This window comes from Plantactinospora sp. BC1 (genome assembly GCF_003030345.1).
In the GTDB taxonomy this organism is placed as follows: Bacteria; Actinomycetota; Actinomycetes; order Mycobacteriales; family Micromonosporaceae; genus Plantactinospora.
In genome coordinates this window covers 4198560-4223371 of the sequence record NZ_CP028158.1, presented here as the reverse complement: position 1 = coordinate 4223371, position 24812 = coordinate 4198560, and the positions used below count along the sequence as shown (strand labels likewise).

Sequence of the window (24812 nt, the reverse complement as noted above, 5' to 3'; positions counted from 1 at the left end):
GTGCGGTCAGTCGCCGACGAAGACGTAGTCCGCCCGCTCGACCAGGTCCTTGGGCAGGTCGATGTGCTCGTTGCGGCTGCGGGTCTGGATCTGGTCCAGCACCGCCGGGCTGATCGAGACCTGGCTCAGGATCGTCCGGACGGCGTGCTCGATGGGGAGGAAGCGCGAGCCGAGCACCGAGAAGGTCCGGTACGCGCTGAACGGCGCGGCGTGCGGGTTGAGCTTCACCACCGCCGGCATCTCGTCCCAGTCGTCCGGCCAGTCGTCGAGCTGGTAGGGATTGGTGACGCCCTCGCCCTCGTGCCGGAGCAGACCCAGCCGCATGAGCTGCCAGACGGCCGCCAGGAAGGGGCAGGACCAGCGCCGCTGGCCGTCGTCCTCGTAGTCCCACAGCTCGACGTCCATGAAGATGGAGTGCCGGTTCGCCGCGTTCTGCACCGGCGGCTGCCAGGTCCGGCCGGCGCTCATCGCCTGCCCCGGGCCGGAGGTCGGCGACCGCCTGCCGTTGCAGAGCCAGCCGGTCTCCGTGGTCGGCGGGCGGTCACCGGTGGTCTCCGGGACCGGATCGGAGACGAGCTGGGTGAGCACCAGCTCGGCGAGCGGGATGTCGTCGGCCTGGGCGCAGCCGGCCTCCCGGGCGAAGTAGTCGATCACCAGCCCGGTGTCCTGCGCGGCCTCGCGGACCTGTTCCATCACCACCCGGGGGGTGCTGAACCGGGTGAAGTAGTCGTCGATCAGGAAGCAGGTGCTGATCCGGGGCCGGCCACCCGGCAGCCGGTCGGCGCAGGCCTGCCGGGCCGCCGCCGCCCAGGGCGCGACCCGGGCGAAGTGCCGGCGGAGCTGGTCGATGCCGCCGGCGAACTCCTCGATGTAGAGGTGCCCCAGCTCGACGGAGAGGTGCGAGAGCGGTACGGACTCGACACTGCGTCTGGCCGCCGTCTCCTCGAAGGTCACATCCGGTCTCATCACAGCATCTCCCAGGCCGCGTCGTCCACGATGAGCTTTGCCAGTGCCGAGAAGGCCTCCACGGTCTCCAGGTTTGCGATCTTGCGCGCGTACACGTCGTTGTCGGAGATGAGCTGCTCGCGCCATTGCAGCACCGGGTCGAGCGGTACGGAGCCGATCAGCATCGTCCGGCCCACCCGGTTGTTGCTGGCCAGCTCCAGCAGGTCCTGGTTGCACTCCCGCAGCCAGGCGACCTGCGCCGGCCGCAGCCCCTCCAGTTCCGGCGAGTCCGGGTCGACCACGGCGGTCCGCACGAACCGGAGCCGGTTCACCAGTTCGTCGTGGTCGTGCCCGACCAGGGTGCCGGCGTCCAGGATGCCGCGGGTGCCGTAGACCAGGCCGGAGGCGGCGAGGACGTGTTGCCGGGTCCAGCGGTGGAAGACCAGCCAGCGCGACCGTACCGACTTCAGCTCCGGCATGGCGGTGGCCGCCAGCACCATCTGGGTGGCGTACGACCGGCCGGCGCTGAGGTCGACGAGGCTGAGGTCGAACTCCTCCTCCAGCCGCAGGAAGAGCCGGGCGCAGCGTTCGATCCGCTCCCGGGTGGCCGGGAACTCCCCGCCGCCGCTGTCGCCGGGCAGCAGCACCAGCCGGCCGGCGCCGGGCGGCCGGTTGCGCAGGCTGGGCCGGTCGGACTCGGTCCAGACCTCGATCCGCTGCGGCTCGGCCAGGGCGCCGTCGAGGTAGTCGTGCAGCCCGCCCCGGGTGGTGCCGTGCACGGCGGAGTCGATGTTGAAGATCGCGCCGGCCGTCGGCGACCCGAAGTCGAAGTCGAGATAGCAGACGTCGCTGCCCTGCAACGCGCTCCGGTAGAGCATGTTGCTGCTGGTGACCGAGCGCCCGGTGCCGCCCTTGTCGGAGGCTGCGAAGATCAACATTTCAGCCAGCCTCCGCGACGTCGCGGCGGGCCGCGTTCAACTCGTCCAGCCAGCGCAACACCGAACTGGTCAGCGCCGCCGCCGTACCGGGCCGCTCGTGCACGATCTCCCTGGCCCGCCGCAGGTTCACCCGGACCACCTGGAGCGTCTGCTGCATCTTCGGACCCGCCTCCGCCGCACCGGCCAGCAGCTCCATGTCGTAGAGGTGCTCGGCCTCGTTGAGCAGGTCCAGCGCGTGCATGGTGAGCCGCTCACTGCGCAGCGGTGGCCGGCGCAGCACGCGGACGGTGGTGACCAGCCCCTGCACCACCCGCTCGGTGTAATACCACGACGGGGAGTCGTGGAACTCGTCGAACTGCCGGAACACCCGGGCCGGCTGGTCCCAGAGGCTCCGGCCGCTGCCGCGTTCGAGGCGGCGGAGCACCAGATGGTCCCAGACCAGGTCGGCCAGGTCCAACATCCTGGCCCGCTGCTCGGCGTCGCTGAGCAGGCCGGCGATGTAGACGGTGCGCTGCAACAGCAGGGCGGAGAACTCGGTCACCGTCCAGCGCAGCGTCGGGCCGCCCAGCTTCTCGCTGTTCTGCAACGTCATCCGTACGCCCGGGGAGTGCAGCGCGAGCGCCGGATCCTGGTCGAAGGGTCGGCGGGTGATCCGCGCCCGGTTGGCCAGCTCCTCCAACACCGCACCGACCCGGCCCAGCTCGGCGTCGGCGCCGCGCTCGACCACCAGACCCTTGACCGCCAGCGAGGTCACCAGCAGGGTGTAGTAGTCGGTCGCGTCCCGGTCGGTGGTCCGCCAGGGGATGTCCTCCAGCGGCCAGCGGTGCCCGTCGCCGAAGGTGGCGACGGTGGCCCAGTAGCCCCGGGTCAGGTCCCAGCGCAGTTGCAGCGCCCGGGAGAGCCGCTGCTGCTCCTCGTTGAGCAGACCGAGGATCCGGGTCCGCTCGGTGAAGAGCTCCTCGATCGCGTCGATCGCGATGACGGTGAAGTAGAGGTAGGGCTCCTCCGGCGCCACGCCGACCGGCTGCTGGCCGACCGGCTCGGTCGTCTCGACGTCCGGGGCGTCCCGGACGATGCCCCAGGACCAGCCGCACTCGAAGAGCCGGTTCGGACTGTCCAGGTCGGCCACCTGGCCGGAACCGATCATGACCTCGCGGAAGCTGGCGATGGTCTGCCGCAGCCGGCGGCGCAACTGCGCGACGATCTGCCGCTGCGGCAGGTTGCTCTGGTTGAGGGTACGGACCAGCGCCTGGCCCTCGTCGGAGTCGACGTCGAAGACGTTCACCGCGAAGCTGCGCAGCAGACCCACCATGGCGGCGGTCAGCCGCGCGCTCGCCATGCTCTCCAGTTCGTCGATCTCCCGGAGGATCTCCTCCCGGCGTACCGCCGTGCGGAAGACCCGGGCGAAACCGATGGCGGCCAGGGAGAGTGTGATCGACATGGCGAACGAGTCGACGATGTCGAGATCGAGTTGCTGTTCGGAGGGCTCGCCACCGTCGGTCTGGAAATATGTCCGGCCGGAGAAGACCGGCGTCCCGGATTTGTCGGTGTAACGCTGGTAATACTCCGTCAACACCTGGATCAGGATCCGGGGAATCTGGGTGGCGGTACCGAGCGGGCGCAGCGCCCTGATCATTTCCTCGGCGGTCTCGTCCGGACGGTCCAGTCCGAAGTCCGCCTGGGTCGCCGGCAGCAGGATGCAGAGCAACTGCTCGGCGTCACTGATCGAATTGGGCCCGTCCCGCCCGCCCCACTGCCACTTTCCGTCCTGCCAGCTCGTCCGGACGGTGGCCGCCCAGATCTCCAGGAGCTCCTGACGGGGCTGGATCCTCATCTATCGTGCACCACCATCCGCGAAAAACACCGGCTAGGTCGAGCGGCACTCATGTTGTGCGTCGGGAAGTCCAGGATGGCTCCCGCACGCGCCTCGATGATAGAGACGTGACCGACCGGCTGCGGCAGCCCCGGCTCCACGACCGGGTGCGATCAAAGGAAGATGCTGGTCAACGCCGGACTGGTCGGCCTTTCCACAGTGGTGCCACGTTTCACCGCGGCCACCCCCTTCGCATCTCGGGCCTATCCATCAATGATGGCGTACGCGTCAAGGCGGGCGGAACAGCTCGCCGAGCCGCTCACCAGCGACGTCGTGTCCGGGCGGGGCACCCGGGCCGGATCAGCCCTGCCGGGCCGGGTCGGTGAGCTGCTGGCGTACCGCCCAGAGCGCCGCCTCGGTACGCGACGCCGAGCCGGTCTTGCGGAGCAGGTTGGAGACGTGCACGGTGACCGTCCGTACCGAGATGCCGAGCGACCGGGCCACCTGCTTGTTGGACATGCCGGCGGCCAGACAGGAGAGCACCTCGATCTCCCGGCCGGTCAGCTCGGCGGTGGGTGCCGGCGCGACGAGTTCCTCCGGCCGGCGGCCGCGCTCCGCGACCAGCAGCTCCACCAGCCGGTAGGGGTTGCCGCCGGTACGCCGCCAGACCGCGTCGACGACCGTCGGGGGCACCGGCGGTCCGGGATAGACCTGACCGAGCACCGCGGCCACGTCCGGTCGGCCCAGCGGCCCGAGGTGCTGCCGGATCGCACCGGGCGCGCCGGAGAGCCGGGCCAGGGTGGCCGCGACCAGCCGGGGCGACACCGCCTCCTCCGCCGGCCGGCTGCCGACGAGCAGCAGGGCCGGCAGGTCCGGCGCGGTGGCCAGCTCGCCGACCAGGTTGAGGCTGGCCGGGTCGAGCGCGTGCAGGTCCTCCACCACCAGTACCGCCGGCCCGGCACCGACCAGGGCCCGTACGGTGCGCACCGCGAGGCGCAACAGCGCGTCCGGGGCGTACCGCTCGCGGGGCGCGTTCGGGTGCTGGGCCAGCCAGGCCAGCGCGTCCGGCGGCAGCGGCAGGTCGCCGGTGTCCCGACCGCTGAGCGCGGCGGCGAGCCAGTCGTACGGCGCCGGGGTGTGCACCCGGGCCGTACCGCTGAGGATGGTCACCGGTCGGGGCGAGAGGCCGTCGAGGGCGGCGCTGATCAGCAGGCTCTTGCCCACCCCGGCGGCGCCGGTGACCACCACGCAGCCGGTCCGGGGGCGGCCACCGGTGACCATGGCCCAGGCGGCGGCGAACTCGGCCAACTCGCCGGCACGCCCGACCATCGAGACCGGCATCATGAGTCAACCCTACGCAGTACTGCGTAGTGACTTTGCCGTGGATCTCGGGGCAAGCTGCACGGTATGACCTTTGTCCTGCGCAGCCTGGCCGTCAGCGACCCTGGCCTGGTCCGGCCGAACAACGAGGACGTGGCGTTCGCCGGCAGCCGCCTGGTCGCCGTCGCCGACGGGATGGGTGGCGCACCGGCCGGCGAGGTGGCCAGCGAGATCGTGATCAGCACCCTCGCCCCGGTGGAGGGGTCCGCGCCCGACGGGGAACCGGTGACCGCCCTGCGGGAGGCGATCGCTACGGCCAACGGCCGGATCCGGGCGGTGACCGAGGCGGACCAGGCCACCGAGGGGATGGGTACCACCGTCACCGCGATGCTGCTCGCCGGCCGCCGGCTCGCGGTGGCGCACGTCGGCGACTCCCGGGGCTATCTGCTGCGCGGCGGCCGGCTGGCGCAGCTCACCCGGGACGACACCTTCGTGCAGGCGCTGGTCGACCAGGGTGGGCTGACTCCGGAGGAGGCCCGGCGGCATCCGCAGCGGTCCCTGGTCACCCGGGTGGTGCAGGGCGGCCCGCTGGAACCGGCCACGATCGCGCTGATCGCCCAGGCGGGTGACCGGCTGCTGCTGTGCAGCGACGGCCTCTCCGACGTGGTCGACGACGACGCCATCGCCGCGACGCTGGCGGGTTTCCCCGACCGGGAGGAGTGCGCGAGGCAGTTGGTGAAACTCGCCCACCAGGCAGGTGCCCCGGACAACGTGACGCTCGTCGTGGCCGACGTCACCGCCGAATAGCCCCCTCCGGTCGCGTCGCTGGCCGGCCGCCGGCGCAGACCCGGGGCCCCCGGTCGCCCCTGCCGGGTGGCGGCGAGGCCGGATAATTGCCTCGGTACCCGACCGGCCCCGGTGGCGAAGGGTGAGGCCGTGGCGTTGATCGAACTCGGCGAGGAGCGCTACGCCCCGCCGCCCGACCCTGCCCCGTCCCGCCGCTCGCGCCGACGTCGGCTCCGGACGCCCGCGCTGGTGCTGGTCGCGGCGCTGGTGGCCGGTACCGGCGGTGCGGCGCCGCCGGGCGTACCGCAGCTCGCCGAGGTGTACCAGGTGGGCAACACCGGATACTTCCTGCTCGCCGGTGACCGGCTCTTCGTCGCCGAGCCGCTCACCGGCGGACACCGGGTCAGCGCGTACGAGGTGGGGCGGCGGCGACAGGTCTGGAACGAGACGTACCGGACCGAGCACCAGCAGGCGGCACTGGTCGAGGAGGACGGCCTGCTGCTGCTGGTGGAGGGGGGCGTCCAGAACGGCCCGTACCGCAGCACGGCGTTGGATCCCGGCACCGGCCGGACGCGCTGGTCGACGTCGAGCCAGTTCGCGACGCTGCACAGGGCGGGGATCGGGCTGGTCGTCGAGGAGGTGTTCCCACCGGGCTCGCGGGTCGATCCGGACGACCCACCGCCGGTCGGCACCCCGATCCACCACCCGCAGTGGGGTGCCGGGATGTACACGGCGGCGCCGATCGGGCAGACCGTTCGGGTGCTCGACCTCGACACCGGCCGGGAACTCTGGACCTCGCCGCTGCTCACCGGCGTCGCCGCCGTGCCGGCCGTCGCCGGACGGCCCGCCGCGCTGCTGACCGGGCGCCCGGACGGCCGGCTCGACCTGCGCGACCCCCGGACCGGGGCGGTCCGGCAACCGCTCGACCCGGTGGGCGGTCCGCCGCTCTACGCGGAGCCGGCCGGGGACTCGGTGCTGGTGCGGTCGGACTCGCACCTCGCCGTCTACTCGGCGGACCGGTGGCAGCGCCGGTGGATCCGGGCACTGTCGACGGACCGGGGACAGGTCGGGGCCTGCGGGTCGATGCTCTGTCTGGAGGGGCGGGCCGGCGTCGAGGTGATCGACCCGGTCACCGGCGGTACGGCGTGGCACGACGCCGGGCAGGTGTCGCTGCGGGGGCACGGCGGGCACTTGGTGGAGGTCGGCGGGAACGGCGCCGTCCGCCGGGCGGTGGACCCGCGCTCCGGGCGTACCGTGGTGGACCTCACCGGCTGGACCAGGGTTCCGACCCTGACCGAGTCCGAGCCCATGTTGCTGCTCAGGCATGCCGGCGACGGAAGCCGGACCTGGGTGGGCCTGCTGGATCCGGAGGGTACGGCGATCCGCCCGCTGGGCCCGCTGCCGTACGCCCTCTCCTCCTGCCGGTGGACCGCCCGGCTGCTCGCCTGCCGGACCGGGGACGGCGTCATCCGGGTCTGGCGGTACGCGCCGGGGTCGGCCGCGCGGCGATGAGGGGCGGGTACCGGAAAGGCCCGGATTGGTCCCGCACCGGGGGCCGCACTCGGTAATCTCGACATATGGTGCAAACCAGTCCGGACATTGATCTGCCGCACCGGTCGCCGGTGCGGCTCACCGTCAACGGCAGACCGTACGAACTCGACCTCGACAACCGGACCAGCCTGCTCGACACGCTCCGCGAGCACCTGGGACTGACCGGCGCGAAGAAGGGCTGCGACCACGGCCAGTGCGGCTCCTGCACGGTGCTGCTCGACGGCCGGCGGGTGAAGAGCTGCCTGGTCCTCGCCGTCGCGGCGGACGGTGCCGACCTGCTCAGCGTGGAGGGTATGGCACAGGACGGGCAACTGCACCCGTTGCAGAGCTGCTTCGTCGCGCACGACGCCTTCCAGTGCGGCTACTGCACCTCCGGCCAGCTCTGCTCCGCCCTCGGCATGCTCGACGAGGTACGCCGGGGCTGGCCGAGCGAGGTCACCGCCGACCTGACCGCCGGGCCGACCGGGCCCACCGAGCCGGAGATCCGGGAACGGATGAGCGGCAACATCTGCCGCTGCGCCGCGTACCCGCACATCGTCTCGGCGATCCGGGAGGCCGCGGCGGCCGGAGACGTCCGATGAGGAGCTTCCGGTACGAGCGGAGCACCGACCCCGGCCGGGCGGTGGCCCTGGTGGCCGGCGAGCCCGACGCGACGTACCTCGGCGGCGGCACGAACCTGGTCGACCTGATGAAGCTCGGGGTGACCCAGCCCGGGCTGCTGGTCGACGTCACCCGGCTGCCGCTGGACTCGGTCGAGTCGCTGCCCGACGGCGGGCTCCGGATCGGCGCCACGGTCCGCAACAGCGACCTGGCCGCGCACCCGACGGTCCGGCGGGACTTCCCGGTGCTGGCCCGGGCCCTGCTGGCCGGGGCGAGCGGGCAACTGCGCAACATGGCCACCGTCGGCGGCAACCTGCTGCAACGTACCCGCTGCTTCTACTTCCAGGACGTCAGCCGGCCGTGCAACAAGCGCGAGCCCGGTGCCGGCTGCTCGGCGCTGGAGGGACAGAACCGGGAACTCGCCATCCTCGGCTGGTCCCCGCAGTGCGTCGCCACCCACCCCTCGGACATGGCGGTCGCGCTGGTCGCCCTCGACGCCGTGGTGGAGGTGCTGGAGCCGACCGGCGCCCGGGACATCCCGCTGGCCGAGTTCCACCGGCTGCCCGGCGAGCGGCCGGACCAGGAGACCACGATGGCCCCGGGCGGGCTGGTCACGGCGGTACGGGTCCCCGGGCTGCCGTTCGCGCGCCGCTCGGCGTACCGGAAGGCACGGGACCGGGCCTCGTTCGCCTTCGCCGCCGGCTCCGTGGCCGCGGCGATCGACCTCGACGGCGGTCTGGTCCGGGACGTCCGGCTGGGCTGGGGTGCGGTCGCGCACCGGCCGTGGCGGCCCCGGCTGGCCGAGGCGGCGCTGCGCGGGCAGCCGGCGACCGAGGAGACCTTCCGGCTCGCCGCCGAGGAGGAACTCGCCGCCGCCCGGCCGCTGGCGCACAACGCCTTCAAGATCCCACTGATCCGCAACCTGACCGTGCGGACCCTGGTGGAACTTGTCGAGGACGGCACCGGCCCGACGGAGCGGGACCGATGAGCGGACCCGCCGAGGTGACCCGGTGAGCGCGCCGGCCGCCGCCATCGGCCGGGCACACCCCCGGCTGGAGGGCCGGGAGAAGGTCACCGGCACCGCCCGGTACGCGGCGGAGCATCCGGCGGACGACCTGACCTACGGCTGGGCGGTGCAGGCCACCGTGGCGAAGGGGCGGATCGTCCGGATCGACACCACGGCGGCGATGCGCGAACCGCGGGTGCTGGCGGTGCTGAGCCACGAGACGGCACCCCGGCTGAACCCCACGCAGAGCGCCGAACTGCTGCTGCTCCAGCAGCCCCGGGTCCGCTACCGGGGCGAGATCGTGGCGCTGGTGGTGGCCGAGTCGCTGGAGGCGGCCCGGGAGGGTGCCCGGGGAGTCCGGATCGACTACGACACCGAGCCGCACAGCAGCGTACTGACCGAACGGCACCCGAGCCTCTACAAGCCGGACCAGGTCAACCCGGCCTACCCCACCGACACCTCGGTGGGCGACTTCGACAGCGGCTACCAGGCGGCGGAGGTGCGGCTCGACCAGACGTACCGGACCCCGGCGTACCACAACAACCCGATGGAGCCGCACGCCGCGACCGCGTCCTGGGCGGACGGCCGGCTGCTGGTGCACGACTCCAGCCAGGGCAGCACCGACGTCCAGCACGCCCTCGGCCGCCTCTTCGACCTGCCCGTCGAGACCATCCGGGTCACCGCCGAGCACGTCGGCGGCGGCTTCGGCAGCAAGGGAAGTCCCCGCTGCACGCCGGTGCTGGCCGCGATGGCCGCCCGGCAGGTCGGCCGGCCGGTACGGCTCGCACTGACCCGCCAGCAGATCTGCGGCCCGGTCGGGTACCGCACGCCGGTGATCCAGCGGATCCGGCTCGGCGCCGACGCCGACGGCCGGCTGGCGGCGATCTGCCACGACGCGATCAGCCAGACCTCCACCAGCGTCGAGTTCGCCGAGCAGACCGCCGTGCTCACCCGGGCGCTCTACGCGGCACCGCACCGCCGGACGACGCACCGGCTGGCCCGGCTCGACGTACCGACGCCGTCCTGGATGCGCGCCCCCGGGGAATGCCCCGGATCCTTCGCCCTGGAGTGCGCGATGGACGAGCTGGCGATCGCCTGCGGGGTCGACCCGGTCGAGTTGCGGCTGCGCAACGACACCGAGATCGATCCCGAGGAGGGCGTACCGTTCAGCAGCCGCAACCTGGCCGCCTGCCTACGGGACGGGGCCCGGCGGTTCGGCTGGGCGGACCGCGACCCCGCCTCGGGCGTACGCCGGCAGGGCCGGTGGCTGGTCGGCACGGGCATGGCCAGCGCGATCTACCCGGCCCGGACCCCGGGCGCGTCCGCCGAGGCGGCGGCCGACCCGGACGGGACGTACCGGGTGCGGATCAACGCCACCGACATCGGGACCGGCGCCCGGACCGCGCTCTGGCAGATCGCCGTGGACGCCCTCGGGGTACCCGGCGAGCGGGTCACGATCAGCATCGGCGACAGTGACCTTCCCCCGGCGTACGTCGCCGGCGGCTCGACCGGTACCGCCGGCTGGGGCCTGTCGGTGGACCGGGCCTGCCGGAGTCTGCGCCGGCAGCTCGACGAGCGGTACGCCGGCAGCGTCCCGCCGGAGGGTCTCGCGGTACGGCTCGACACCTCCGAGGAGGCCGCCGCGCTCCCCTCGGCCCCCCGGTACTCCTTCGGCGCGCACTTCGTCGAGGCCCGGGTGAACGTCGACTCCGGCGAGATCCGGGTGCCCCGGATGCTCGGGGTCTTCGCCGTCGGGCAGGTGGTGAACCCGACCACCGCCCGGTCCCAGCTGATCGGCGGGATGACGATGGGGCTCTCGATGGCGCTGCACGAGGAGGGGGTGCTCGACCAGCGGTTCGGTGACTGGGTGAACCGGGACCTCGCCACCTACCACGTGGCGGCCTGCGCCGACGTGCAGCGGATCGAGGCGTACTGGGTGCCGGACGAGGACCACGCGAACCCGCTCGGCGTCAAGGGGCTGGGCGAGATCGGCATCGTCGGCTCGGCGGCGGCCGTCGCCAACGCGGTGCACCACGCGACCGGGCTGCGGCTGCGTACCCTGCCGATCCAGCTCGACAAGCTGGTCGACCGGCTGCCCCTCGGCTGACGGAGGCCGCGACGGCGCATCGCCGCCGGTTGTCCGCCCGGCCCCGGTCGTCCACCGGCCCGCCGTCCGAGGGGTCGGTCCGGGTCGTCTGTGGTGGGCCGCCTGGGATTCGAACCCAGAACCCGCGGATTAAAAGTCCGCTGCTCTGCCGATTGAGCTAACAGCCCGCTAGCCCGTACAGAGTACCGGACGTCGGCCGGTCCGCCCCGGGGATAACCGGCCGGTGGGCCGCCCGGGGTCGGGCGGCCGGGCGCACCGGTCAGTACGTGTCGGCGAGTTGGCCGCGGAGTTTGGTGAGGGCGCGGGTGAGGAGGCGGCTGATGTGCATTTGGGAGACGCCGATTTGTTCGGCGATTTGGGATTGGGTGAGGTTGCCGTAGAAGCGGCGCCCGGTCGGTGAGTGCAGGAACGGGTCACCCGGGCAGACCGACGAATCCCCTAGAAGACACCCAAGGTCAGTCAGAGGCTGAGTCAGACCGGCCGGGTGACCCGCTCCTACATCCTCACTGTCAGAGGTCGGTCGACCGGCCCGCCCGCTCAGAGCGGGCGGCCGGGACGCCGCACCTCGTGGTACTCCTCGACGATCTGCTCCTCGCGCCCCGGCACCCGGGGGTCGACCACCGGCGTGACGACGGTACGGCGCCGGTTGCGCCAGAGGTAGCTGGTCATCACCAGCCCGGCCACTCCGGCGAGCATCAGCACCAGGCCGACGACGTTGAGGTTGAGCCAGCCCGTCTCGACGTTCACCGCGAAGGCGAGGATCGCGCCGAGAGCAATGAGAAAAATGCTTCCACCGATGCCCACTGGATCGCCCTCCTAGGCTGTCGACTGGTACCGGTCGCGCCGGTGTCCCGGCTACGGTCGCGGCATCCATCGACATACCCAGGCGTTTCAAATCCGAATCCGGCAAGCTGGTAGGAGGGTCCTGGTCGGTGCGAAACCGGCAGGACGGCGGCCGGACCGGACGGGGCGCCGCCGACCGGGTACCGGACCGACGGGACGCAGACGCCAGGCGACCAGGGAGACCAACGTGACGCAGACCAGCGCGGCCGGCGGGACAGGTGGAGACGGCGATCCGGGCGGCGCGCGGCGGCCGGAGGTACCCGGACGGAGCCTGGTGCTGCTCCGGCACGCGAAGGCCGAGCGGCCCACCACCGCGCCGGACGCGGACCGCCCGCTCACCGCCCGTGGGCACGCGGACGCCGCCGCCGCGGGCGCCTGGCTGGGGCACGGCGGCTACCTGCCGACGGTGGTGCTCTGCTCGCCCGCCAAGCGCACCCGGCAGACCTGGCACGACGTCGCGCTGGGCATGGCGGCACCGCCGATCCGCCCGCTCGGCGTACCGGCCGGACAGACCGCCCCGGCACCGACCGCGGCCGCCGGGACCGGTCCGGCCGGCGGTGGCGCGGTACCGGCGGTCCGGTACGACCAGCGCATCTACCACGGGCACGCGGCGGACCTGCTCGAACTCGTCCGTGGTACGGATCCGGCGGCGGACACGCTGCTGTTGATCGGGCACAACCCGGCCATCTCGGAGCTGTCCACTCTGCTCGATCCGGTGCACGCGGACCCGGAAGGGCTGCGTACCAGCGGAATCGTGATCCACCGGATCGACGGCGAGTGGGCGGACGTACGCGCCCAGGCGGGACCGATCGTGAAGTGGCACACCGCCCGGGGCTGACCGGCCTCGCGGGCCGACCGGTCGGGTACCGGACGAGCCGGTGCCCGGCCCGGTGACGTCGCCACCGGGTCGGGCACCGGGGATGTCAGGTGGGTGGTGCGCTCGGCGGCGGCGGATCCGGCGGCGGCGGCATCATCGCCGTCGGATGCGACAGCCTGTTCTCCTCGACGATCAGGGTCCGCGCCCGCTTCTTGCGGTCCTGCCAGTACCACAGCGTGGTGGCCAGCACCGCGACCCCGGCCAGGATGAAGACCCAGCCGACCGCTCGAAGGTCGAGCCACCAGACGTTCGCCCTGACCGCGAACGTCAGGATGGCCCCCAGGGTGATGAGGAAAATTCCCGTACCGATGCCCATGTCCGCTGCACTCCCCCGTGCGATGGGTCGTGGGCTTTCATGACAAATCAGGTCAAACTGCTCCTAGCACCGCCTCAACAATAGCGCGGCGGCCGGGGAGCAACAGCTCCCCGGCCGCCGAAAAAGCGCTCCCGATTCCGCCCGACTAGAAGGCTTCCTCGGGCAGGTCCATCAGCTCCAGGTCGGCGGCCTGGACGATCCGCCGGTCGGCACCGATCCGGGGCAGCACCTCGCGGGCGAAGAACCGGGCGGCGGCCAGCTTGCCGGTGTAGAACGCCTTGTCCGCCGGGGTCACCTCGCCACTCAGCGCCCGCAGCGCCACCTCGGCCTGCCGCTGGAGCAGCCAGCCGACCACCAGGTCGCCGACGGCGAGCAGGAAGCGCCGGCTGCTGAGCCCGACCTTGTAGAGCGCCCGGGCATCGCCGCCCTGGGCGTCGCCGAGCCACCCGGTCATCGTGCCGACCATCGCCTGCACCTCGCCGAGCGCCCGACCCAGCGCGGCCCGCTCCTCCTTGAGCTGCCCGTCGCCCGGCTCGGCCGAGTCCGTCGCGGCGGACTCCGCGCCACCGGCCTCCACGAACGCCGCGATCTCGCCGGCCACCGCCATCAGGCTGGTACCGCGATCCCGGACGATCTTCCGGAAGAAGAGGTCGAGGCTCTGGATGGCGGTCGTACCCTCGTAGAGGGTGTCGATCTTCGCGTCCCGGACGTACTGCTCCAGCGGGTAGTCCTGGAGGAAACCGGAGCCGCCGAACGTCTGCAACGACTCGTGGCCGAGCAGCTCGTAGGCGCGTTCCGAGCCGACACCCTTGACCAGCGGCAGCAACAGGTCGTTGACGCCCTTGGCCAGCTTGGCGGTCGACTCGTCACCGTTCGCCTCGGCGATGTTGATCCGGTCCTGCCAGGTCGCGGTGTAGCAGACCAGCGCACGCAGGCCCTCGGCGTACGCCTTCTGCAGCATCAGCGAACGGCGCACGTCCGGGTGGTGCGTGATGGTCACCCGGGGGGCGTTCCTGTCCGTCGAGCGGAGCAGGTCGGCGCCCTGCACCCGGCTCTTCGCGTACTCCAGCGCGTTGAGGTAGCCGGTGGAGAGCGTGGCGATCGCCTTGGTGCCGACCATCATCCGGGCGTACTCGATGATCAGGAACATCTGCCGGATGCCGTCGTGCACGTCGCCCAGCAGCCAGCCCTTGGCCGGTACGCCGTGCTCGCCGAAGGTCATCTCGCAGGTGTTCGAGACCTTCAGCCCCATCTTGTGTTCGAGGTTGGTGGCGTAGACGCCGTTGCGCTCGCCCAGCTCCCCGGTCTCGGAGTCGAAGTGGAACTTCGGGACGATGAAGAGCGAGAGACCCTTGGTGCCGGGCCCGCCGACCCCCTCGACCCCGACCGGCCGGGCCAGGACATAGTGGATGATGTTGTCCGTCAGGTCGTGCTCACCGCTGGTGATGAAGCGCTTGACGCCCTCGATGTGCCAGGAACCGTCCGGCTGCGGGATCGCCCGGGCCCGGCCGGCGCCGACGTCCGAGCCGGCGTCCGGCTCGGTGAGCACCATGGTCGCGGCCCACTGCTTCTCGACGAAGAGCTTGGCCCACTTCTTCTGCTGCTCGGTGCCCTCCCGGTAGAGGGTGTGCGCGAAGGAGGGGCCACCGGCGTACATCCACAGTGGCGCGTTGGCGCCGAGGATCAGTTCGGCGGCGGACCACCAGAGCGCGCGGGGCGCCATCGTGCCGTCGAGTTCGGCCGGCAGGTCCATCCGCCAGAACTCGGAGCCCATCATCGTGTGGTAGGACTTCTTGAACGGCTCGGGCAGCGGCGCGGTGTGCGTGGCCGGGTCGAAGACCGGCGGGTTGCGGTCGCTGGAGGCGTAGCTGGCGGCCAGGTCCTCCCGGGCCATCCGCTCGACCTCGGCGAGCACGCTCCGCGCGGTGTCGGCGTCGAGTTCGGCGTACGGGCCGGCGCCGAACGCCTGGTCCGCGCCGAAGACCTCGAAGAGGTTGAACTCGAGGTCTCGCCGATTGCTCCTGTAGTGGGTCATACGCCTCTGCCCCCCGGACTCGCAAACACAGGTTACCCGGCAGTAACAGGAGTTATATTACTAGCGAGTAAGTCACTGCGGAGCGCCGGTACCAGTGACCCGCACCACAGTGACAGCAACCTTACGCAAGGTGCCGGACCGGACGTCCGCCTCGCAACCGCCGACGCGGTTGCCGAATCCGGTCAGTTGTCGGGGGCGCCGACCTCCCAGCTCGGCACCGGCGACGCGGTTGCCGAGTGCGGTCCCGGGTATTCCATCAGGACCAGCGCGATGTCGTCGTCGAGCCGGCCGCGTACCCACTCGACCAGGGCCGTCTCCAGCGAGGCCAGGCCGTCGGCGACCGTGCCGTGCCCGAGCAGCCGCCAGGCTCGGTCCACGGTCGGGAAGAACTCCCCGTCCCGGCGGGCCTCGCCGAGCCCGTCGGTGAAGAGCAGCAGCCGGTCACCCGGTTCGAGCCGCTCCACCCGGGGCCGGACCACCGGCATGAACCCGAGCGGCGGAGCGGGCGCCGGTGGCTCCATCGGAATCACCTGACCGCGCCGGAGCAGCAGGGGAGCCGGATGACCACAGTTGACGATCGTGAGCGTGCCGCCCCGCTCCTCCACCAGCGCGGCGGTGACGAAGTCCTCGTCGCCGACGTTGCGGGCCACCGCCCGGTCCAGGTCGGCCACGATGGCCCGCAGGTCGGCCCGCTCGTACGCCACGTGCCGGTAGGAGCCGAGCACGATGCTGGCCAGCCGGACCGCGTCGAGCCCCTTGCCCCGGACGTCACCGATGATGATCCGCACGCCGTACGGGGTGTCGATCGCCTCGTACAGGTCACCGCCGATGTCGGCGGCGGCGGTCGACGAGATGTAGTGCCCGGCCACGGCCAGGCTGCCGACCTGCGGGCCGACCGGGCGCAGCACCGCCTGCTGGGCCACCGAGGCGAGTTTGGACAGCTCGGCGATCCGCTCCTCCTGCCGCTGCCGGATCACCGCGAAGAGCGCCGCGATCGCCGTCGCCAACACCACGCCGATCAGGTTGACCGTGGTGGCCAGCGGCACGACCCGGCCGTCCCAGGCCAGCGAGGCGGCCAGCAGGGTGGCGATCACGCCGACCGCGAGCACCACCCGCCAGGAGGCGAACGCGGCGGCCAGGAACGGGGCCGCCGCGACCAGGCCGACATAGTTGACCTTGGAATCGTCCGCGAACTCGACCACCGAGACGAGCGCGAGCAGCACGAGGGCCGCGCCGAGACCGGCGCGGGAACCTTGGCTCAGCGGGCGAGGGCCCGGTGGCATCAGTCGCATGGGTACGCGGAACAGCATGCCTGATCGACGACCGCGATTGTACGAAGTTGACTCCTCGTCCGATCGCGTTCTGGCCACCTGGCGCATCCCACCGGTCCGGATCCGCCGGATCTTGTCGGCGAGTCAGCCAACCGTTGCAAGTCGAATGAACATTCTTGGATCACGTACCTCACATCGCGCGTTCGCCCGGTCACCGAGCCGTCGTACCGCTCAGCCGAGGACCTCGTACCGTACGTCGATGGCGCCGAGGCTCAGCGCGGCGATCGCCTCGAAGCCGGCCCGGGACAGGTCGATGCAGCGGCCCTCGATGAACGGCCCCCGGTCGTTGATCCGGACCACCACCGACCGGCCGTTGTCGGGGTTCGTCACCCGGACCCGGGTGTCGAAGGGCAGCGTCTTGTGCGCGGCGGTCAACGCGTTCGGGTTGAAGGACTCACCGTTCGCGGTGACCTGCCCCTGGTCGTAGTAGGAGGCGCCGCACGAGCCGGTCTGCACCACCCGGGTCGTCGGGCTGGTCGCCGGCCGCTTGCTGGCGGGCTTCTTCGCGGTGGCGCTGCGGCTCTGGCTCGGCGAGGGGCGGGAACTGGCCCGCGAGGCGCGCTCCGGCGACCGCGTCGGGGTGGGCGTGACCGCGTCCGGGGTGGGCGTCGGCGACGTCGTCACCGGCCCGTCCGGGGTGGCCGGCGTGGTGACGTCGACCAGGGCCGGGGCGGAGTTGGCGGTTGGCTCGGTACCGAACGTCACCACTCCGGCCGCACCCGCCCCGACCAGGGCGACGGCGACCGCACCGGCCGCCACCACGCCGGTCGGCCAGCGCAGGATCCGAACTCGGGCATGCTTCCCAGCCACCGCACCGTCCTCTCGAAGGAACAACAGAGATCGGGTCGGACCGTAACGAGGTTGGCACTTCGGAAGTCAACGTGATCATCTGCTTTCGCCCGGTTATGTGGTGAAACGTGTAGCCGATCATCCGACCCGGAGTGGGTAGGTCGTGCCCGTACCCGGAGTACACCGGCGATGCCGCAAGATGGTCTCCGTGCGGGCTGAGCTGAGCAGGCGGCTGGTCGAGGCGTTCCGGTGGACCGACCCGGGGCCGGAGAGCACGCACCTGGTCAGCGACGTCTCCGGCTGGTGGCGGGACGGGACGATTCTCGCCGGGCTCGGCCCCGCCCTGGCCGAACCGTTCCGGGCGGACCCACCCACCGTCGTGGTCGCGCCCGAGGTCACCGGCCTGCTGCTCGGGCCACTGGTGGCGACCGCGCTGGGCGTCGGGTTCGTCCCGGCCTACAAGAACACCGGCGAGCGGCGGATCGCCGAGCCGACCACCTGGGCGTGGACCGGGTCCGACTACCGGGGCCGCCGGCTGGCTCTCGGGGTACGCAACCGGCACCTGGGACCCGGCGACCGGGTACTGGTGGTGGACGACTGGGTGGCCAGCGGCGCCCAGGTACGCGCCCTGCACGAGATCGCCGCCCTACGCGGAGCCACCGTGCTCGGCACGACCTGCCTGGTCACCGAGGCAGCGCCGGAGGTGGCGGCGGAACTGCGGCTCGACAGCCTGCTCACCCCGGCCGACCTGGACCGCTGAGCCGACCGGCAGCACTCCCGGACGCTCGCTCCCGGGTGTGCACAGCGGCGGCACCGGGAGGCGATTTCTCCTGGTACGACGGTTATCCACAAGCGCGACGCGGTTCTCCACAGGTTGTTCACAACGTGATCGAGGTTCCCGCACGCAGGCTTTCTACAGTCAGGCCATGACGGAACGCCGAATCCTGGTCGTGGAGGACGAGCGCACCATCGCCGAGTCGGTGGCTGCCCGACTGCGAGCCGAGGGCTTCGTGGTGGAGATCGCCCGGGACGGGCCGGGCGCGGTCGAGGCGTTCCGGAACAGCCGGCCGGAGCTGGTCGTCCTCGACGTGATGCTGCCCGGCTTCGACGGCCTGGAGGTGTGCCGACGGATCCAGGCCGACCGGCCGGTACCGGTGCTGATGCTGACCGCCCGGGACGACGAGACGGACCTGCTGGTCGGGCTCGCCGTCGGTGCCGACGACTACCTCACCAAGCCGTTCTCGCTGCGCGAACTCGCCGCCCGGGTGCACGCGCTGCTGCGCCGGGTCGACCGGGCCGCGACCTCGGCCCGCAACGGCGCCGAGATCCTCCGGCTCGGCGACCTCGAAATCAACCAGGCCGAGCGACGGGTCCGCCGCGACGGGGTCGAGGCGCACCTGACCCCGACCGAATTCGACCTGCTGACGCACTTCGCCAACCGGCCCCGGATGGTACTGCCCCGGGAGCGGCTGCTCGCCGACGTCTGGGGCTGGGCCGACAGCTCGGGCACCCGAACCGTCGACAGCCACGTCAAGGCGCTGCGCCGCAAGCTCGGCGCCGATCTGATCCGCACCGTGCACGGAGTCGGCTACGCGTTGGAGGTACGGCCGTGACAAGCTTCTGGACCGGCGTCAACCGGACGATGGACGCGCTGCCCCGACCGCTGGACCCGATCTGGTCGATAAAGCTGAAGCTCGGCATCCTGATCGTCGGCTCGGGTGCCGCCGGGATGACCGTCTTCATCATCGGCATCGGCTGGCTGCCGCCCTGGACCACCGGGACGGCCATCGGGCTGGCGCTGCTCACCTCGCAGGTGCTGGCCCACGGCATGACCTCACCGCTGCGGGAGATGACGGCGGCGGCCCGGGCGATGGCCCGGGGCGACTACACCCGGCAGGTCCGGGCCAGTTCCCGGGACGAGGTCGGCACCCTGGCCGCCGCGTTCAACCAGATGGCCGGGGACCTGGCCGAGGCCGACCGGCGCCGCCGCGAGCTGATCGCGAACGTGTCGCACGAGCTGCGTACCCCGATCACCGCCCTCCAGGGCGTACTGGAGAACATCGTCGACGGGGTGGCGGAGCCGGACCTGCCGACGCTGCGGGTCGCACTGGCCCAGACCGAGCGGCTCGGTCACCTCGTCGCCGACCTGCTCGACCTGTCCCGCCTGGACGCCGGGGTGCTGCCACTACGCCGGGAGAACGTCGACGTGGCGGAGTTCCTGGACGAGGTGATCCAACAGGCCACCGTCACCGCGGCCGGGGCGGGGCGCAACGTCCGGTTCGAGGTACGCCAGCAGTCCGCCCGGTTGACCGTGCAGGCCGATCCGCGCCGGCTGCACCAGGTCTTCGCCAACCTGCTGGACAACGCCGCCCGGCACAGTCCACCCGGCGGCCGGGTACTGGTCGCCGCGCAGCGGGTCGGTGACGAGTTGCGGTTCGAGGTGACCGACGAGGGCGAGGGGATCCCGGCCCGGCTCCGGCCGGAGGTGTTCGAACGCTTCACCCGGGGCGAGCGGACCAGCGACGGCGGCACCGGGCTGGGCCTGGCGATCGCGCACTGGGTGGTGGAACTGCACGGCGGCAGCATCGCCGTCGCCGACCGTCCCCTGATCGAGCCCGGTACGACGAACCGCGCCGACCGTCCGGTCGGCTGCCAGATCCGGGTGAGCCTGCCGATGGTGGCGCCGCCCGACGGGGACCACTCCGCCCTACTGGTGGAACAACGTTGAACGAGGTGGAACCGACGATGAACGACCGGCCGACCGGACCGACGACTTCCACGCCGACCCCGACGCCGACGACAGCGGCACCGGTCGCCCCCGGGAATCCGACCCACCCCCCGACCCAGGGCCAGCCGCCGACGCAGAACCACCCCCCGACCCAGGGCCAGCCCCCAGCACAGAGCCAGCTTCCAGCACAGGGCCAGCCCCCGACCCAGAGCCAGCCCTCAGCCCAGGTCCGGCCGGCGGCACAGGGCCGACCCGTGCCGCCCGGTCAGGCCGGGGCGTACCATCCCGCCGCGCCCGGTGGCTGGGCGGTGCCGACGTGGCCGCCGCAGCCGCCTCCGCCGTCCTGGATCGCGACCCGCTGGCCCGGACCCGCCGGCGGCCCGGCCCAGCCGGTACTGGTCGGAGTGGCCGCGGCGGCCGCCGTGGCCGCGGTGAGCCTCCCGCTGACCCGTCCCGGGCTCGGCTGGCTGGTCGCCGGTGCGGCGGGAACGGCGGCACTGGTCACCGCCGCCCGGCCCAGCCGACCTGCCGGGAGCAGCTCCCACGGCGTCCACCCAACCGCGCCGCCCCAACCGGCAACCCCGCAACCCCACCTGACAACCCCGCAGCCCCAACCGGCAAGCCCGCAGCCTCAACCGGCAACCGCAGCACCGCCCAGGCAGGCCGGTGGGTGGCGGCGGATCGGCTGGCTACGGCCGTTCTGGGCCGCCACCACCGTGGCGCTGCTCGGCGTCGGCACCATCCGGGCGGCGGGCTGGCTCTTCGTACTCTGCCTGCTCACCTCGGCGGTCACCGCGACGCTGACCCTCACGGACGGCCGGTCGGTACGCGCGATGCTGCTCTCCGCCCTGGTCCCGCCGACGGCCGTGATCCGGTCGATGCCGTGGCTGGCCAAGGGGCTGGCCCGGGCCTCGGGATCGGGCCGGGGACCGGCGATCGGCCGTACCCTGGTCAGCGTCCTGGTCTCGATCGGCCTGCTGGTCCTCTTCGGCCTGCTCTTCTCCTCCGCCGACGCGGCCTTCGCCGGGCTGGTGGACCGGCTCCTGCCGGAACTGTCCGGCGCCACCGTGTTCCGCTGGGTGTTCGTCTTCGGGGCGGTCGGCGCGGCGCTGCTCGGTGCGGCGTACGTGCTCGCGGCCCCGCCGGACCTGACCGGCATGGCGTCCGGCCCGAGCCGGCGACGGCTGCGCCGGGCCGAGTGGGTACTGCCGATCGGGCTGCTCGTCGTACTCTTCGCCGGGTTCGTGGCGGTCCAGGTCACCACCCTCTTCGGCGGTTCGGACCACGTACTGCGCACCGCCGGGCTCAGCTACGCCGAGTACGCCCGGCGCGGCTTCTGGCAACTGCTCGCGGTCTCCCTGCTCACCCTGCTGGTGATCGGTGCCGCCGCCCGCTGGGCGCCCCGGGAGAGCCGGGCCGACCGGGCGCTGATCCGGATCCTGCTCGGCGGGCTCACCCTGCTCAGCCTGGTGGTGGTGGCCTCGGCGCTGTTCCGGATGGACGTCTACGCCGACGCGTACGGCGCGACCCGGCTCCGGCTGCTCGTCGCCGTCTGCGAGGCGTGGTTGGGCCTGCTCTTCCTGCTGGTCGCGGTGGCCGGGGTACGGCTGGCCGCCCGCTGGCTGCCCGGGGTGGCGGTCGGTACGGCGGTACTCGCGCTGCTCGCCCTGGCGCTGGCGAACCCGGACCGGCTGATCGCCGAACACAACGTCGACCGGTACCAGCGGACCGGCCGGATCGACGTGGACTATCTCACCGGGCTCTCCGCCGACGCCGTACCGGCGCTGGACCGGCTGCCGGGCGAGCTGCGCGACTGCGCGCTGTGGCAGTACGAGGACGACCTGCCGCCGGACGACTGGCGGGAGACCAACCTCGCCCGGATCCAGGCCCGGCGGATCATCGCCGAGCGCCCGCCCGCCAACCGGACGTTCTGCCCGGTCACCCAGCCCCGCTGGTGACTTGACATTCCCGGCCAGCCGGTGAGACTGCCGAGGTGGCCATCCCCATCGATCCGCAGCCGGAGCCGGGGCCGCCCGGACCGCCGCGCCGGACCCGGGTGGTGCTGGCCGAGGTGGCCCGCAGCGGCACCGGCGCCGAGCGGACCCGGGCCGAGCTGACCCAGCAGACCCAGGTCGGCGAGGCGCTGCTGCGGGGGCTGATCCGCGCCCAGCTCGCCCTCGCGCTGCGGTTGTCGCTGGTGGTCGGGATCGGGCTCGGCGGGCTGCCGCTGCTCTTCGCGATCGCCCCGGAGGTCGGCACGGCGAAGCTCTTCGGGGTCAACCTGCCCTGGCTGCTGCTCGGGGTGGCCGCCTTCCCGTTCCTGGTCGCGGTCGGCTGGGCGTACGTGCACCTGGCGGAGCGCAACGAGCAGGACTTCACCGACGTGGTGCAGCGGCCGGAGCGTTGAGGTGGGCAACGTCTACACCGTGCCGGCGATCATCGTGGTCACCCTGGTCACGGTGGCGATCGGCTTCTACGGGCTGACCCTGGCCCGGACCACCTCGGACTTCCTGGTGGCGTCCCGGATGGTCAGCCCGACCTGGAACGCGGCGGCGATCGGCGGGGAATACCTCTCTGCCGCCTCGTTCCTCGGCATCGCCGGCCTGATCCTCAAGTACGGCGTGGACGTGCTCTGGTATCCGGTCGGGTTCGCCGCCGGCTACCTGGCGCTGCTGCTCTTCGTGGCCGCGCCGCTGCGCCGCTCCGGGGCGTTCACCCTGCCCGACTTCTGCGAGCTGCGGCTCGGCTCCCGCCGGCTGCGCAAGCTGGCCACCGCCTTCGTGGTCTTCATCGGCTGGCTCTATCTGGTGCCACAGTTGCAGGGGGCCGGGCTGACCCTGACCACGGTCGCCGGTGGGCCGTACGAGCTGGGTGCGCTGCTGGTCGGCGCCGTGGTCACCGCCAACGTGGCGCTGGGCGGGATGCGCGCGGTCACCTTCGTGCAGGCGTTCCAGTACTGGCTGAAGCTCACCGCGCTGGCCGTACCCGCGATCTTCCTGGTGTTGCAGTGGCAGGCGGACGCCCGACCGCCGGTGACCCCGGTCGGTGGTCCGGTCTTCCCGGCCGCGACCACCGTCGTGGTCGAGGAGCCGGCCAGGCTCACCCTGCCGGACGGCTCCTTCCGGGAGGTACGCCCCGGCGAGGAGCTGAGCTTCGCGGCCGGTGAGCCGGTGCCGGAGGTCTCCGGCGTGCAGGCCGCCAGGGGAGCGGACTGGCTGCTGCCGAGCATGGCCGGCAACGACGACCGGGGGCTCTTCGCCACCTACTCGCTGATCCTGGCGACCTTTCTCGGCACGATGGGACTGCCGCACGTACTCGTGCGGTTCTACACCAATCCGGACGGCGCGGCGGCCCGCCGCACCACCCTGGTGGTGCTGGCCCTGGTCGGCGCCTTCTACCTCTTCCCCACCCTGTACGGCGTCCTCGGCCGGATCTACACCCCGCAACTGCTGCTGACCGGGCGGACCGACGCGGTGGTGGTACTGCTGCCCGGCGCGGCGCTCGGCGACGGCCTGACCGGGCAGCTGCTGGCCGCCCTGGTCGCCGCCGGTGCGTTCGCCGCCTTCCTCTCCACCTCCTCCGGCCTGCTCACCAGCGTGGCCGGGGTGCTCTCCACCGACGTGCTCGGCCGTGGCTCGGTACGCGACTTCCGGCTGGCCACGGTCGTCGGCGGGCTGGTGCCGATGGTGCTGGCGCTGAACGTCTCCGGGTTGGACGTCTCCCAGGTGGTGGGGCTGGCCTTCGCGGTCGCCGCGTCGAGCTTCTGCCCGCTGCTGGTGCTCGGCATCTGGTGGCGCGGCCTGACCGACGCCGGGGCGGCGGCCGGGATCCTGGCCGGCGGGGGCGCGGCGGTCGGGGCGGTGCTCTTCACCGTGGTCGGGCCGGAGCTGGCCGGCTGGCCCGCCGTGCTGATCGCCCAGCCGGCCGCCTGGACGGTGCCGCTGGCCTTCACCGTGATGGTGACCGTCTCGCTGGCCACCCGGCGCCGGGCGCCGACCGACATCGCCGCGACGATGCTGCGGCTGCACGCCCCGGAGACGCTGCGGCTGTGACGCTGTCCGGGCATCGCCGCCGCCGGGGCGGGACCGCCGGCACAATGGGGCGGTGAACCGAGCCGAGTCGCCGGGTGGGCAGATCCATCACACCGACCCGTTCGCCACCCCGGAGCGGGACCGCTCCCCGGTGCGTCGGCTGCGCGGCCGGCTGCCGGCGCCGGTGACGCTCTGGACGGCGTACGCGGGGACGACCCCGACCGGCGAGCCGACCGGTCCGGCCGGGCTGACCGTCTCGTCCACCCTGGTCGCCGACGGTGAGCCGGGTCGACTGCTCGGACTCGTCGACGAGGAGTCGGAGCTGTGGGCGGCGGCGTCCGGCAGCGGCCGGTTCGCGGTGACGCTGCTCGGCCCGGCCCACCGGCAGCTCGCCGACCGGTTCGCCGGGCTGTTCCCGGCCCCGGGCGGGCTCTTCGCCTCCGGCGAGTGGACGGGTACGCCGTACGGGCCGGTGCCGGGCGGGGCGCGGGCCGGGATCGGCGGCTGGGCCGGCTGCCGGCTGGACGGGGCCCGGGAGTACGGCTGGGCGCTGCTGGTCGAGGCCACCATCGAGACGGTCGAGCTGGCCGAGGCGGCGGCACCGCTGCTGCACCACCGCGGCCGCTACCGCGACCTGGCCGGCTGACGGTTCACCCGGCCGGTTAGCGGTTCACCCGGCCGGTTCACGTTTCACCCGGCGGGTCGACGGCGCGCCTCGGCGGACGACCGGGGGCGCGCTTTCCGCACCGTCGCAGGCTGCGGGCGTGTCGCCAAGCGGCGTGACCGGGGTCACTGG

The 24812-nt window shown here is 72.6% G+C and carries 21 protein-coding genes, 1 tRNA gene and 2 pseudogenes; 13 read left to right on the top strand and 11 right to left on the bottom strand.

Annotated elements, in window-relative coordinates:
- Positions 1-6 precede the first annotated feature (6 nt).
- The 4 genes from C6361_RS18390 to C6361_RS18375 form a co-directional block, all read right to left on the bottom strand.
- The gene (locus C6361_RS18390) at positions 7-966 is read right to left on the bottom strand and encodes an SCO2522 family protein (RefSeq protein ID WP_107268458.1); all 960 of its coding nucleotides are present in this window, start codon (positions 964-966) and stop codon (positions 7-9) included.
- Positions 966-1883, bottom strand: coding sequence for an SCO2523 family variant P-loop protein (locus C6361_RS18385; RefSeq protein ID WP_107261963.1), 918 nt, complete (start codon positions 1881-1883; stop codon positions 966-968). The genes C6361_RS18390 and C6361_RS18385 overlap by 1 nt, the downstream gene beginning before the upstream one ends.
- 1 nt (position 1884) lies before the next feature.
- Positions 1885-3717, bottom strand: a complete 1833-nt coding sequence (locus C6361_RS18380) for an SCO2524 family protein (protein WP_107261961.1) — start codon at positions 3715-3717, stop codon at positions 1885-1887.
- Positions 3718-4056: 339 nt separating this feature from the next.
- Positions 4057-5040, bottom strand: coding sequence for an AAA family ATPase (locus tag C6361_RS18375; protein WP_107261959.1), 984 nt, complete (start codon positions 5038-5040; stop codon positions 4057-4059).
- 63 nt (positions 5041-5103) lie between these two features.
- On the opposite strand from C6361_RS18375, the gene C6361_RS18370 reads away from it, so the two are divergent.
- The 5 genes from C6361_RS18370 to C6361_RS18350 all read left to right on the top strand — a co-directional run bounded on the left by C6361_RS18370 (position 5104) and on the right by C6361_RS18350 (position 11066).
- Positions 5104-5823 (top strand): PP2C family serine/threonine-protein phosphatase, encoded by a 720-nt coding sequence (locus C6361_RS18370; protein WP_107261957.1) that lies wholly within the window; start codon positions 5104-5106, stop codon positions 5821-5823.
- A 129-nt stretch (positions 5824-5952) separates the two neighbouring features.
- Complete coding sequence (locus C6361_RS18365) at positions 5953-7314, top strand: PQQ-binding-like beta-propeller repeat protein (RefSeq protein ID WP_159079375.1); 1362 nt, start codon at positions 5953-5955, stop codon at positions 7312-7314.
- A gap of 65 nt (positions 7315-7379) precedes the next feature.
- Entirely contained in the window at positions 7380-7934 is a 555-nt protein-coding gene (locus tag C6361_RS18360; RefSeq protein ID WP_107261953.1) for a 2Fe-2S iron-sulfur cluster-binding protein, read from the top strand.
- A complete protein-coding gene (locus tag C6361_RS18355; protein WP_107268456.1) occupies positions 7931-8941 on the top strand; it encodes a xanthine dehydrogenase family protein subunit M in 1011 nt (336 codons plus the stop codon). Before C6361_RS18360 ends, C6361_RS18355 begins: the two co-directional genes overlap by 4 nt.
- Positions 8942-8963: 22 nt before the next feature.
- Positions 8964-11066, top strand: a complete 2103-nt coding sequence (locus C6361_RS18350) for a xanthine dehydrogenase family protein molybdopterin-binding subunit (RefSeq protein WP_107268455.1) — start codon at positions 8964-8966, stop codon at positions 11064-11066.
- 91 nt (positions 11067-11157) lie between these two features.
- Here the strand turns inward: C6361_RS18350 and C6361_RS18345 are convergent.
- The 3 genes and pseudogenes from C6361_RS18345 to C6361_RS18335 form a co-directional block, all read right to left on the bottom strand.
- A tRNA-Lys gene (locus C6361_RS18345) sits at positions 11158-11233 on the bottom strand.
- Between the two features lie 92 nt (positions 11234-11325).
- A pseudogene (locus C6361_RS18340) lies at positions 11326-11451 on the bottom strand (sigma factor-like helix-turn-helix DNA-binding protein); the annotation flags it as partial.
- A gap of 152 nt (positions 11452-11603) precedes the next feature.
- A complete protein-coding gene (locus tag C6361_RS18335; protein ID WP_107268454.1) occupies positions 11604-11870 on the bottom strand; it encodes a DUF6458 family protein in 267 nt (88 codons plus the stop codon).
- Between the two features lie 310 nt (positions 11871-12180).
- Between C6361_RS18335 and C6361_RS18330 the strand changes: the two genes are divergently transcribed.
- Positions 12181-12747, top strand: a complete 567-nt coding sequence (locus C6361_RS18330; protein WP_234359625.1) for a histidine phosphatase family protein — start codon at positions 12181-12183, stop codon at positions 12745-12747.
- Positions 12748-12832: 85 nt separating this feature from the next.
- Here the strand turns inward: C6361_RS18330 and C6361_RS18325 are convergent, their stop codons facing one another.
- From C6361_RS18325 to C6361_RS18310, 4 genes are all read right to left on the bottom strand, one after another.
- Positions 12833-13102, bottom strand: a complete 270-nt coding sequence (locus C6361_RS18325; protein WP_101368713.1) for a DUF6458 family protein — start codon at positions 13100-13102, stop codon at positions 12833-12835.
- Between the two features lie 145 nt (positions 13103-13247).
- Entirely contained in the window at positions 13248-15137 is a 1890-nt protein-coding gene (locus C6361_RS18320; protein WP_107268453.1) for an acyl-CoA dehydrogenase, read from the bottom strand.
- 182 nt (positions 15138-15319) lie between these two features.
- Positions 15320-16447: a PP2C family protein-serine/threonine phosphatase gene (locus tag C6361_RS18315; protein WP_107268452.1), complete on the bottom strand. Its 1128-nt coding sequence runs from the start codon at positions 16445-16447 to the stop codon at positions 15320-15322.
- 192 nt (positions 16448-16639) lie between these two features.
- On the bottom strand, positions 16640-17278 hold the full coding sequence (locus tag C6361_RS18310; RefSeq protein ID WP_107262581.1) for a septal ring lytic transglycosylase RlpA family protein: 639 nt from the start codon (positions 17276-17278) through the stop codon (positions 16640-16642).
- Between the two features lie 187 nt (positions 17279-17465).
- On the opposite strand from C6361_RS18310, the gene C6361_RS18305 reads away from it, so the two are divergent.
- The 7 genes and pseudogenes from C6361_RS18305 to C6361_RS18275 form a co-directional block, all read left to right on the top strand.
- On the top strand, positions 17466-18017 hold the full coding sequence (locus tag C6361_RS18305; protein ID WP_199853018.1) for a phosphoribosyltransferase family protein: 552 nt from the start codon (positions 17466-17468) through the stop codon (positions 18015-18017).
- A 166-nt stretch (positions 18018-18183) separates the two neighbouring features.
- On the top strand, positions 18184-18870 hold the full coding sequence (locus C6361_RS18300; RefSeq protein WP_107262579.1) for a response regulator transcription factor: 687 nt from the start codon (positions 18184-18186) through the stop codon (positions 18868-18870).
- 29 nt (positions 18871-18899) lie between these two features.
- Positions 18900-19985 (top strand): HAMP domain-containing sensor histidine kinase, encoded by a 1086-nt coding sequence (locus tag C6361_RS18295; RefSeq protein WP_107264416.1) that lies wholly within the window; start codon positions 18900-18902, stop codon positions 19983-19985.
- Between the two features lie 254 nt (positions 19986-20239).
- Positions 20240-21943 carry a DUF4153 domain-containing protein gene (locus C6361_RS18290; RefSeq protein ID WP_234358883.1) on the top strand — a complete coding sequence of 568 codons (1704 nt, stop codon included), beginning with the start codon at positions 20240-20242 and terminating at the stop codon, positions 21941-21943.
- Positions 21944-21984: 41 nt separating this feature from the next.
- Complete coding sequence (locus tag C6361_RS18285) at positions 21985-22392, top strand: hypothetical protein (RefSeq protein WP_369931440.1); 408 nt, start codon at positions 21985-21987, stop codon at positions 22390-22392.
- 1 nt (position 22393) lies between these two features.
- Positions 22394-24037 carry a cation acetate symporter gene (locus tag C6361_RS18280; RefSeq protein ID WP_107268451.1) on the top strand — a complete coding sequence of 548 codons (1644 nt, stop codon included), beginning with the start codon at positions 22394-22396 and terminating at the stop codon, positions 24035-24037.
- Between the two features lie 70 nt (positions 24038-24107).
- Positions 24108-24662, top strand: a pseudogene (locus C6361_RS18275) (flavin reductase family protein); the annotation flags it as partial.
- Positions 24663-24812: the final 150 nt, after the last annotated feature.